Here is a 10,969-nt window from a genome sequence, read left to right as displayed (position 1 = left end):
AAGGATAACGGATTTATCAAAATGGCGGCCTTTAAACATCTAAAATACTCGGCTGATTAAAAGCCAGGATACTATCAGCTCATCCATTGACGAAAAGTTTGCAACAAAACCATCGGCACTTGCATCGTCATTGGCGTTGACATAGTTAGAAATCCAGCGATTGAGCCACATTTCGCAGTCGGCCGCCTCCATAAAAGAGCCGATTTTGTCGCGCCCCAGAACCTTCAAAAAATGCGCAAAACGCGATGTTGCCAGAATATAAGGCAAACGTGCAGAAATCGCGGCGTTACTGGTTGCGCCATAATCATCATAAAGACGAGGCTTTTGCGTGGTTTGAGCTCCAAAAAATACAGCGTAATCAGTGTTTCTGTAATGACAGAGCGGGGTGAAGCCGAGTTTACCCAATTCTGCATCGCGCCGATCAGTGATGCCGATCTCGGTCGGGCATTGGGCATCAATATCGCCGTTGTCACTGATAAATGTATAGAGTGGCAGGTTCTCGGCTTTGCCACCATTTTCAGCGCCGCGTATTGCGGTGCACCAGCTGCTCTTGGCAAAAGCATCCGTTAAACGCGCGCCCATCACATAAGCTGCGTTCATCCAGCAATAGTTCTTGTGAGGTAATTGTCCCTGAGGATAGGCCGCTGTTTCGTCATAGCTGAATTCTTCAATTTTTGTGGCGTTGGGAGCGTAAGGCATGCGTGCCAAGACACGCGGCATAGTCAGAACCATAAACCGTGAATCTTCTGTTTCGCGGAAACTGCGCCATTGAATATATTCTGCGGTTTCGAAGATTTTTGCCATATCGCGCGGCTTGCTCAGTTCACGATAATCGTCAAAGCCAAACATCGCGGGGGCAGCGGCGGCAATAAATGGCGCAAAAGAAGCTGCAGCTACACTGGAAATATTGCGCATCAACTCAACATCTTCCGCTGAATTGCCGAAACTGTAATCGCCAATCAATGTGCCAATCGGTTCTCCGCCAGGTGTGCCGAATTCAGCTTCATAGACTGCCTTAAAAAAATGTGACTGATCAAACTCTGATACGCGTGTCAGATCTTTATATAGCTCCTGTCTGGAGACATTGAGCATACGCAATTTCAGTTGCGCGCCAGTTTCGCTGCTTTGTACGAGATAATGCAGGCCGCGCCAGCTGCCTTCTAGCCGGCTAAACTCCGGCGCTTGCATAATGACGGAAAGCTGACGGGAAATGAGTGCGTCCAGCCTGTCCACGGCCTCACGGATCGTAACCGTAAAATTACGGTTAAATGTGACGGCTCCGGCCATAGCCTGACTGGTTAAAGCGCGTATCATATCTTCCACACGGTCAGGGGCAGTCTGTTTTGTGACCGCAATAATTTGTGGCAGCAGAGCGTGGTCTTTCACATCTGCTTCGTGGGCAATATCATCTTTTACTTCTGCGTTCATATCTGAGGCATCCTGATCTCAAAGAGAATTATTGCGGGGTTTCTTCCGTCGTGTTCTGCGGTGCGTCCGGCTTTTCAGAGGATTGGCTGTCGAGTTCTGCGACCAGTTTTTCAAGGACAGTCCGGTTCTGAAGTAAGTTCTCAAGCATGGACTCGAGTTCCATTGAAAGATCTGCCTTACTCATCAGATCACGCAGCATATTACGGATTTCGAGCAGTTTTTTTAGCTCTGGAACCTGATCTACAATCGCGGCCGGTTCGAAATCACTCATTTTGGTAAAACTGAGCGTAACGGGCAGTTCGGTGTCATTGTTCTCCAGCAGATTTGGCACTTTGAGATTGATTGCCGGCGCAATATTACGCATGACGTCGTCAAAATTATCGCGGTCGATCTGGACAAATTTTCGCTCATTGAACGGCTTTGAACGGTCACCGGCATTACCGAAAAAATCACCAAGAACACCGACAACAAAGGGTAATTCCTTTTGGACTGTAGCGCCCTCAGTTTCGATCTCATATTTGATATGGACCCGTGGTTTCCGTACGCTGTCTATCTTATCGTATATACCAGTCATGTCCGGTCTCCTTGCTGGGGCTAACGGCTTTCACAAATTGCGGAATGAATACCTGCAGCTGCCAGAATGGCGCCGCGTGTCACATCATCGGCAAGTAAATCTTCAAGCAGTGCGGCAAAAGGCAGGCGCCCTCGGCGGACTAGCGTTTCGATTGCGGGAGCAATGGGAGATTGTGGCTCATTCTGGTGAAAAAAATGAGCCACATCACCCAGTAATTGCAGTGCCTGCTCGCGATTGATAATTGTGATATGTGTAGAACTCGTCACAGGGCTAGTCGCTGACAAATCTGTTGCTGTAATATCAGTCAGATTTTGCTCCAATGTATTTTTGAAGCCGGTTAGATCATTGATGGCATGAACATACTCATGTAAAATATTAAGTAAGTTAGCCGATGCGGGCGGATTATCGGGGAATAGTTCTGTAAATTGAGCAATCATTACCTGATAAGCTGCAATACAGGCAAATGCAGTATCGCGATGCCCATGCATGACGGCGCTGCCGGCATCATAAACGGTTTGTGAAAGAGAGCGAAATGCCTCATTTTCATTGCGATTCTGGATATTGCTTTGATATTGCCACAGGCTGTTTGTGCCGTATGGTTGACCTGGCACGAGTGCGCATAGGCGTAAAGGCTGGATCAGCACACCTTCCCGGCCTTCGCCACTTAATTCGGAAATTGGAGTGATCCAGTATTGTGGCATTTCTGTTGCTGACTCTACAGAATGCAGATTTGTTCCATGCGTCTCTATAAGTTGGCTGATAGTATGGAAAACTTGCTTTAATCCGGATATTCCTTCAAGGCGCAGAACTGCCTCGGCTAGCCAGCCGCATAATTCTAAGTCCGCACATCCCAGACTAAACATCTGCGTGAGTTTCTGATGGATAATTTTCCATTGATCATGAACCGCGGGGGAAATGTCGCCATGCTTTTCCTTTTGACGTGCAGCCATACACAGATCTTTCACTGAATAATAAAGCTCTCGAGCGGCAGGAAAAATACGAGGGTCCATAATACTTACTATAATAAAATGAAAGTTGTTTATTATTAATAATAATGCATATCGTCGAAATTATACAATAGCAATGAATGGCTAGTTATAAAGTGCTATTTACTTATTAATATATATCTATAAATTGGTTTCAAATGTTTTAAATATATAAAAAGGTATGGGGAATGGGTATTTATCTAAGGTTGGAAGGTGTAGAAGGCAATGCAACTCATGATAATCATAAGAAATGGATTGATATAGACTCGTTAAATTTCAATATAAGCCGATGTATTACAAGCGTTTTAGGTGCTATTACCAACCGCGAGGGTGTGCAACCAAATTTCAGCGACCTACAATTACGTAAGCGTTATGATAAGTCTAGTGTCAAACTGAAGCAGTTTGCGACTTCTGGTCTGTCATCTAAAAAAGTTGAAATTCATTTTGTTACAACGGGTGACCCGGGTGAAACCTATCTAGAAATCACTCTTATTAACGTGCTGCTCTCTAATTATACGTTGCTCTGTGGCGATGGCCGTATGCCGGAAGAAGATTTTTGGTTGAATTTTTCTGAAATTGAATGGAAATTTACAGATTATAACGATAGTCATAAAGCACAATCGCCGCTCGTAGGCGGATATAATCTCGCGACGTGTAAAGTAAAGTAATACTTTAATTGATAGATTTTCCATAATGTTTTGTTTCAAAGCGGATAACAAACAATGTCTGCAGCTGAGCAGAGTAGCTATAGTTCAAAAAGTCGCTCTCTTCGTCTCGCATTATCTGGCATATCTGGCAAGGTACATGCCATATCTGCCGACATCAGCGAGGGTGTAAGCTGGCTCTTTTTTGCAGATATTGTGTTTATGAGTGAAGAAGTTATTGCCCCGCAAAAGCTAATTGGCAGCAATGCGCAAGTTGAGTTTATTTTTCCGTTATCCGGCAGCAAGGAGGGTATTTGTCGAACGATCAACGGAGTTGTGACAGAGATTGAATTTCAGTCAACCTCGCAACAAGGCTGGCAGCAATGTCGTATTGTCGTTCGGCCGGCTCTTTGGCGTCTCAGTCAATCATCGGATCATCGTATCTGGCAGCTTATGAGTGCTGTCGATGTAGCAGAGACGCTCATACGAGAATATAGTTTGCCCTCTGCTCAATTGCGGTTACAGCAGCAGGTGCCTGTTGTAGAATATAGTGTTCAATATGGTGAGACTGATCTTGATTATATGATCCGCCGTCTAGAGGCTGCGGGGCTGTTTTGGTGGTTTTACCACGCTAATGGCCAGGATAAATTATGCATTGGGGATCAGGCCTCTTCGTGGATCGCTGCAACGGACTGGCCTGATGCAACATCTGCATTTTATGTAGATAGTCAGCCAAACCGGCAGGCTCAAATTTATCAGTGGCAGAAGACATTTCGTTATGTGCCCGCTGCGCACGCAGGAGGTGACTGGAATTTTGAAATGCCGGATGCTGCAATTATGGCTCAGGTACCTTCGCTGGTTCACTGTGCGGATCGGACTAATAAAGAACGCTTTGCATTTCCATCCGGTGCGCAAACGGCAGAGGCCGCAGAGCGTTTGCAAAAATTAAATATGCAGGCAGAGGAAGCGCGATATTGTACGATTGAAGGGCAAAGCACTGTGCATGTTCTAGCTCCTGCCCGGGTATTTAGACCTAAATTTGTTCATGGCGAGATGCTGCCAGATCACGTGATTACTGATATAGTCCACCATATATCTGCGGCCGCGCCTGTATCAGGCAAACAAGTTCCGTCTTATTATAATAGTTTTACGGCTATACCTGCAACTGTTCCACTGACGCCCCAGCGTACACACGCTAAGTTGCCTATCGAAACGATGCAGACCGCAATTGTTGCCGGGCCTGAAAAAGAGCAAATCCACTGTGATAAATATGGCCGTGTCAAATTATGGTTCCCCTGGGACAGGCGCGCAAAAAAAGACGGCTCAGATACCTGTTGGGTGCGTGTGGCTCAAATTTGGGGCGGATCGAATTACGGGGCGCAAATTATACCTCGTGTCGGCACAGAAGTGGTGGTGTCTTTTCTGAATGGTAGTCCGGATCATCCGGTGATTACGGGCACTGTTGCTAATCCGCAGACAATGCCTGCCTACACGTTGCCTGATATCAAGTCGCGACTGACACTCCGTTCTCAGAGCTATAAAGGGGAAGGTTTTAACGAGCTGTCTCTCGAAGATACAGCAGGTGAAGAAAATTTTTTCACCTGCGCACAAAAAGAAAGAACAGAAACAGTTGGTGGTAGTGATACGAGCCGGATTACTCAGCACCAAGTCATGCAAGCTGGTGGTAATCAGATCTATAGTGTTACTGGAAATTATAAGATTGAGACCGGAGGTTCAATGCATATTGCTGTCGGCGAAAACGGCGCAGGCGCAAAAAGTGTTTTTGAAAGCCTCTCAGATCTAAACAGAAAAACGACGAAATTACTCGATCAGGGTGCTGAGCTTGCGAGTGGAGCAGGGCGCATTGGACTGAAGGCGCTAGCCGATGCACTACGTGGCAACCAACTGGGCTTCTGGTCCCAAAATGCGATTCAAAAAAAGAATGATTATCTTAAAAATAATGCCGGGCTTGATGCAGGTAAAAAACTGGCAGAGCTAGGCACAGCACTAGGTGCAGATCTTGGCAGTGCGTTTGATGGCGCCGGCGAACATCATACAATTATTGCGCGGTTGAGTTCCGAAACAGTTGGACAGGCCTGTGTGGAGCAAATTGCTGGCGGTAAGGTGCTACATATAGGTGGTGTTTATCTCAGTCATACAGCGGAAGAACATACCACCACTGCGGGCAAAATCCTGACGATGCTAAGCGGTGAAGCCACCAATATTGAATCCAAGAAAGTTGAAATCTTTGCTGATGCGGCGATCCGTCTTTCAACACCAGGCGGTTATATTGAACTGAGTAAGAGCGGGATAATCCTGCATGGTCTAAAAATTGATATTCAGGGCAATAAGGTCGATTTTCAGCAGGGTGGAGGCGGTGAAGGTACCAGGAAGCCTTTGCCAGAGAGTTAGTTAGTAATATTACTAAACGCTATCAGAAGGGGAGAAATTGTGGCCGGAATGCCCATTGCTCTATTGGGGCATAATCATATCTGCCCCCGTGTCGAAATCGTTGGTGGTGTATCAGTCCCCCATATAGGCGGACCAATCATCAGTACACAGCAGGTTTTCGTTACTGTTTACGGTGTGCCGGTTGCCACCATTTCAGATAAAACTATTTGTACAGGAATGGGACAGCCAGATGAAATTAGGACCGGATCATCAATTGCTAGTATTCAAGGAAAAAAAATAGCCCGTATTGGCGATCAGTGCAAGCATGGCGGTATTATCGTGCAAGGTATTCCGTGGATTATAGTTTCATAAATTCAATATTTATTGCCAAACCGGATCTTCAACTCAGCTTTGTTGCAAAATTTCACGTCTGCTTGGTTATTATCGTTCTGTTGGCTCAATTGAGCATAGGTGAATGGGCATGACAATCAATTTTAAAGCGGCTCAACGTCCTAGAAGTATTATCTTCTATGCTGTTTTCTTTTACGTTCGCTATCCCTGTTCCTATCGTGATCTGCAGGAAATTACGGCTGAACATGGGGTAGACGTTGGCCATGCAACATTGAACCGGTCGGTTGCTCGTTATGCGGCACAGATCGCCGCGCACGAAAAGAAGCTTCAGCGCCCAATGCTTGGCTCATGGCGGTTTGACGAGACCTATATCCAGATCAAAGGCAAATGGTCTTATCTATACCGGGCTGTTGATCGTGATGGTCAAACGTTAGATGTCATGCTCACTGAATGCCGCGATCTTGGCGCTGCTCGGCGTTTTTTTAAGAAAGCGATAACAAGCAATGGCATTCCGCACAAGATTGTCATTGATAAAAGCGGAGGCAATCTGGCCGGAGCGCAAGCTTTAAATGCGATCTTGATAATCGCGGGTCACATCACGATGATTGAGATCCTGCAGGTCAAATATCACAACAATCGTCCTGAACAGGGCCATCATCTTATCAAGTGGATTACAAAAAACACTTTAGCTTTCAAAGCACTTCACAGTACATCTGCAACAATTGCGGGCATCGAAGTGGCTCATATGATCCGCAAGAAGCACTTCGCAAATAACAATCGCTCGCCATTAGAGCTCTTTACGGCGCTCGATGCATAATACCGTTCCAGCATAAGGGCGCGTTTAATAGATTCTAAAAAATTTATTATAAAATATTCGTAGATGGAAATCAATTAAATATATAGGTTTTAATATGTTAAATTTAAAATCAACGTATAGCGCTATGCAATCCTTGGCTACATGTAATAATTATGAAAAATGCTTCATAGCAGATACTATAAGTTTGGTAAATTTATTAGATAGGCAATCGCTACGTGTTATACAAAATTTGAGAGTTAATGAAAGGGACGTGCTTTCCAAGATAGAAGATATATTCAAAAAAACAAAAAATAAAGATTTCGGATTTAAAGATTTAGATTATTACAATAAAAAGCATGTAGCTCGACTTAATAAAATTAACGAAGACTACACATATTATAATACTTCTTATGGTGATATATTATTTAAAAATCTTGATACTAGACAGCGGTATGCGAGCAATACATGTTCATTTAGCAATGCATTTAGTTTAAGTTTCGGATTCATAGCTACGTTAGTTGGTATTTTATTTCCTGATATCGATGGAATTAGCGAGAGAACAAAAAATGGAGTTAAGATTTGCATTTGTTTATTAGCATTTTGCTTTTCTGCACTCGGTTATTTCTATGGTTGGTATGCGAATTCTAGTAGATTATCATACAACGATCTCGCAAGACATATAAAAATATTAATCGATATTGTTGATAAAAGAGTTAAACTAATTGATGATATATGTTGTATTCAAGCTGCTCTGAATGATAACGAAACAATGATTAATTATGTGGAATCAAAAGCGGTAAAACATTCAGATTATCAGAACGTGGCTGTTTTTTTCAAAGAAATCAAACACCTCATAAATTACGAAAGAATAAGACTCCCAGAACTGTCGAATACTAATTTTTGCGACAGATGCCGCACTCTTTATTCAGACCTTCAAATACCTTGGTCTGACGCGGGGGAAATTGATTCAGTGTATGAATTATACATGAATAAACAATTGCGCGGATACGAGACCTTGCGTACCCCTAGGGAGGATTTGTCGCAAAATCTTCGCGTCTGGAGAGGTATTTCACGTCGGCGGTATAATTGAGTGAGATGAATGGCAATGGCGACTGGGTTGAAAGCTATTGCCATCTCTTGCTACCTCAAGCCATGGTCCGTAATGACAGGCATGTAAGATAAAAATGTAAAAGTTTGCGACAGAGCCAGCAACTTCGTATCCATCGTCGAAATCACAGCTGTTTCAGCTTAATCAAACCCGCCCGCACGGCCTAAATGTGAATTAACCCCGTATATCGAAAATAACTATTTTCTATTGTTCTATAGTTTTTGGGTTTCTGAAATGGTTTGTGCCGCATTTTGAATCAGAGGCCCAAAATTATCGCTGAAACTTTCTGCAGTCCATTCCTGCAAACTGCCGGCAACGTGAATCGCGCCAATCGGCATGGATGAAGAGTCCAGTATCGGTGCACCTATGGCGACTTCGTGACTCAATAATTGCCCGCACAAGACCGAATGACCGCGCTCGCGTGTGGCACGAACCTCGTGCATGACACCGTCCAGATTACAAATAGTGTGGGGCGTGAAAGGCGTCAGATCAGAGCGCGCGACAATGTCTGCAATCGCCGCATCCGGCAGACGGGCCAGGATGGCGATACCGCCTGCCGTACAATAGGTCGGGACCGCATGTCCGACGATCGTGGCACTGAAAATCTCATGCTTCGACGGCATCCGAAGCGCATAGACAACGCGCACATCATCGAAAAGAGAAAGATCGACACGCTCGCTGACACGGCGTCGCAATTCCAGCATGACGGGATTCGCGCGCTGAAGCATTGGGTTCAGTCGCAGCAGATCATGCGTCATATCCAGAACGCGTAATCCCGGCAGATAGCCACGATCTTCAGGGTCGCGCGCCAGCATATCAAGTTTTAAAAGCGAATGAATGATGCGTTGCGCAGCACTTCTGTCTATTCCTGCAGCAGTTGCAACTTGGCTAAGCGACAAGGGATGGCGCGCCGTTTGAAACGCCGACATGACTGCGACGGTTCTTGCTACAGATCGCAAGAATAGGGGATCATCCTTGAAAGCCTCCGCTTCGTCGGGATCAAAGGTAGATATACCGCGCAGGTCTCGAAATGTGTTCATAAGAAAAAGCTATAATCCTGATTCAGTGATTGACAAGCGTCAAAGTTGGTCCCTATCATAAAAATCAATATAGATGTATCGCTGATAGATACACGTCATAGCCCGAGGGGGCAATCAATAAAATGGGAGTACGCTCGTGTCAAAACGCGTGGCTGTAGCTGGCTTTCTGCATGAAACGAACACTTTTGCTGCCACTCCAGCAACATTGGCAGCGTTCGTTCAAGGTGGCGGATATATCCCGCTTTCGCGTGGTGATGCGATTTTCAACAATGCGCAGAACGTCAATCTTGGTATCGCCGGGGCGCTGAAATTTGCGCAGGAAGCGGGCTGGGAAGTCGTGCCGATCCTGTGGGCCGGGGCTATCCCTTCAGCGCCCGTCACAAAGGACGCTTACGAGACAATCGTCTCCGAGATTGTCGAAGGCTTAAAGGATTGCGGCCCGCTTGATGGTATCTTTATCGACCTGCATGGCGCCATGGTTGCCGAGCACATCAATGATGGGGAAGGTGAACTTCTGGAGCGGGTGCGTGCGGTGGGGCGCAAAGAGCCGCTATCAGTCGCGCTCGATTTGCATGGCAACATTACAAAGCGCATGTTCGACCATGCAGATGTCATGGTTGGATTTCGCACCTATCCGCATATCGATATGGCTGAAACCGGTTATCGCGCAGCAGAAGCGTTGCAGGCACTAATGGACAAGCCTGATGGCTGGCATAAGGCAATGCGACAGGGTGAATATCTCATCCCGATTGCGTGGCAGTGCACAGATGAACAGCCCGCCAAGGACCTTTACGGCATGACCATTGAGCTACCGGACAACGTGCTGACGGCGTCGCTTTTCATGGGATTTCCGGCGGCTGATTTTGCAGAATGCGGTCCATCCGTTTTTGCTTATGGCTGGGACCATAAGGCGGTGGAAGCCTGTGCAGATAATATACTTGCGGCACTTTCCGCGGCCGAGCCAGCCTTTGCAGGTACAGCCTATCAGCCTGAAGAAGGCGTTGCGAAAGCGATCGAGCTTTCCCACGATGCAAGTCGTCCGATCATTATTGCTGATACGCAGGATAATCCCGGCGCTGGCGGCAGTTCCGACACCACCGGAATGCTGCGTGCGCTTGTCGCCAGCGGTGCGCAGCGCGCTGCGATTGGCTGTATTCATGATCCTGAAGCAGCAAAAATTGCCCATCAGGCAGGCGAGGGGGCGGAAGTTGAAATTGCCCTTGGTGGCAAATCCGGCATTGCAGGCGATGAGCCATATAAAGCGACATTCACTGTTGAAAAACTGTCGGATGGTAAGGCGCATGCGACAGGCCCTTACTATGGTGGCACGTGGCTTGATATGGGACCATCCGCCTGTTTGCGGCTTGGCGGAACCCGTGTCGTGGTAACAACCAATCTCGCTCAGATGGCAGATCGCGCGCTTTATCGCATGGTCGGCATTGAGCCGGAGCAGGAAGCTATTCTTGTCAATAAAAGTTCGGTGCATTTCAGAGCCGACTTTGCGCCGATCGCTGAAAAGCTTCTTGTCTGCACCGCTCCCGGCGCAATGCCGCTCAGCCCAGCACAATTGACATGGAAGAACTTGCGTTCAGGCATTCGGCTTGAGCCGCTGGGAGACACATTCAAATAAAACAATAAAAACAACCTTCAG

At 46.3% G+C, this 10,969-nt stretch carries 10 protein-coding genes; 6 read left to right on the top strand and 4 right to left on the bottom strand.

The window, feature by feature from the left end:
• Positions 1 to 39: 39 nt before the first annotated feature.
• From tssC to ABE527_RS18860, 3 genes are read right to left on the bottom strand one after another with little or no spacing between them, the layout of a single operon-like run.
• Positions 40 to 1,428: a type VI secretion system contractile sheath large subunit gene (gene tssC, locus ABE527_RS18870; protein WP_499697938.1), complete on the bottom strand. Its 1,389-nt coding sequence runs from the start codon at positions 1,426 to 1,428 to the stop codon at positions 40 to 42.
• Positions 1,429 to 1,456: 28 nt separating this feature from the next.
• Positions 1,457 to 2,002, bottom strand: a complete 546-nt coding sequence (gene tssB, locus ABE527_RS18865; protein WP_499697937.1) for a type VI secretion system contractile sheath small subunit — start codon at positions 2,000 to 2,002, stop codon at positions 1,457 to 1,459.
• Between the two features lie 20 nt (positions 2,003 to 2,022).
• The gene (locus ABE527_RS18860) at positions 2,023 to 3,012 is read right to left on the bottom strand and encodes a type VI secretion system protein TssA (protein ID WP_499697936.1); all 990 of its coding nucleotides are present in this window, start codon (positions 3,010 to 3,012) and stop codon (positions 2,023 to 2,025) included.
• 164 nt (positions 3,013 to 3,176) lie between these two features.
• Here ABE527_RS18860 and ABE527_RS18855 point away from each other — a divergent pair, with 164 nt between their 5' ends.
• The 5 genes from ABE527_RS18855 to ABE527_RS18835 all read left to right on the top strand — a co-directional run bounded on the left by ABE527_RS18855 (position 3,177) and on the right by ABE527_RS18835 (position 8,260).
• Positions 3,177 to 3,656, top strand: coding sequence for an Hcp family type VI secretion system effector (locus tag ABE527_RS18855; RefSeq protein ID WP_499697935.1), 480 nt, complete (start codon positions 3,177 to 3,179; stop codon positions 3,654 to 3,656).
• 54 nt (positions 3,657 to 3,710) lie between these two features.
• Positions 3,711 to 6,044 (top strand): type VI secretion system Vgr family protein, encoded by a 2,334-nt coding sequence (locus ABE527_RS18850; protein WP_499697934.1) that lies wholly within the window; start codon positions 3,711 to 3,713, stop codon positions 6,042 to 6,044.
• 48 nt (positions 6,045 to 6,092) lie between these two features.
• The gene (locus ABE527_RS18845) at positions 6,093 to 6,395 is read left to right on the top strand and encodes a PAAR domain-containing protein (RefSeq protein ID WP_499697940.1); all 303 of its coding nucleotides are present in this window, start codon (positions 6,093 to 6,095) and stop codon (positions 6,393 to 6,395) included.
• Positions 6,396 to 6,504: 109 nt separating this feature from the next.
• A complete protein-coding gene (locus tag ABE527_RS18840; RefSeq protein WP_499697939.1) occupies positions 6,505 to 7,191 on the top strand; it encodes an IS6 family transposase in 687 nt (228 codons plus the stop codon).
• A 250-nt stretch (positions 7,192 to 7,441) separates the two neighbouring features.
• Positions 7,442 to 8,260, top strand: coding sequence for a hypothetical protein (locus ABE527_RS18835; RefSeq protein ID WP_499697933.1), 819 nt, complete (start codon positions 7,442 to 7,444; stop codon positions 8,258 to 8,260).
• A gap of 230 nt (positions 8,261 to 8,490) precedes the next feature.
• Here ABE527_RS18835 and ABE527_RS18830 read toward each other — a convergent pair whose 3' ends face one another.
• Positions 8,491 to 9,318 (bottom strand): IclR family transcriptional regulator, encoded by an 828-nt coding sequence (locus tag ABE527_RS18830; protein WP_499697932.1) that lies wholly within the window; start codon positions 9,316 to 9,318, stop codon positions 8,491 to 8,493.
• Between the two features lie 136 nt (positions 9,319 to 9,454).
• On the opposite strand from ABE527_RS18830, the gene ABE527_RS18825 reads away from it, so the two are divergent.
• Positions 9,455 to 10,948 (top strand): M81 family metallopeptidase, encoded by a 1,494-nt coding sequence (locus tag ABE527_RS18825; RefSeq protein WP_499697931.1) that lies wholly within the window; start codon positions 9,455 to 9,457, stop codon positions 10,946 to 10,948.
• The last annotated feature ends 21 nt before the right edge of the window (positions 10,949 to 10,969 follow it).

This window comes from Brucella sp. TWI432 (assembly GCF_039674445.1).
Taxonomy (GTDB): domain Bacteria; phylum Pseudomonadota; class Alphaproteobacteria; order Rhizobiales; family Rhizobiaceae; genus Brucella; species Brucella chromiisoli.
The sequence above is the reverse complement of the archived record's forward strand: the minus strand, read 5'-3'. Positions and strand labels throughout refer to the sequence as shown.

Bases quoted from the DNA above. Each gene is read 5' to 3' on its own strand.
- tssC (WP_499697938.1), bottom strand. From the start codon at position 1,428: ATGAACGCAGAAGTAAAAGATGATATTGCCCACGAAGCAGATGTGAAA.
- tssB (WP_499697937.1), bottom strand. From the start codon at position 2,002: ATGACTGGTATATACGATAAGATAGACAGCGTACGGAAACCACGGGTC.
- ABE527_RS18860 (WP_499697936.1), bottom strand. From the start codon at position 3,012: ATGGACCCTCGTATTTTTCCTGCCGCTCGAGAGCTTTATTATTCAGTG.
- ABE527_RS18855 (WP_499697935.1), top strand. From the start codon at position 3,177: ATGGGTATTTATCTAAGGTTGGAAGGTGTAGAAGGCAATGCAACTCAT.
- ABE527_RS18850 (WP_499697934.1), top strand. From the start codon at position 3,711: ATGTCTGCAGCTGAGCAGAGTAGCTATAGTTCAAAAAGTCGCTCTCTT.
- ABE527_RS18845 (WP_499697940.1), top strand. From the start codon at position 6,093: ATGCCCATTGCTCTATTGGGGCATAATCATATCTGCCCCCGTGTCGAA.
- ABE527_RS18840 (WP_499697939.1), top strand. From the start codon at position 6,505: ATGACAATCAATTTTAAAGCGGCTCAACGTCCTAGAAGTATTATCTTC.
- ABE527_RS18830 (WP_499697932.1), bottom strand. From the start codon at position 9,318: ATGAACACATTTCGAGACCTGCGCGGTATATCTACCTTTGATCCCGAC.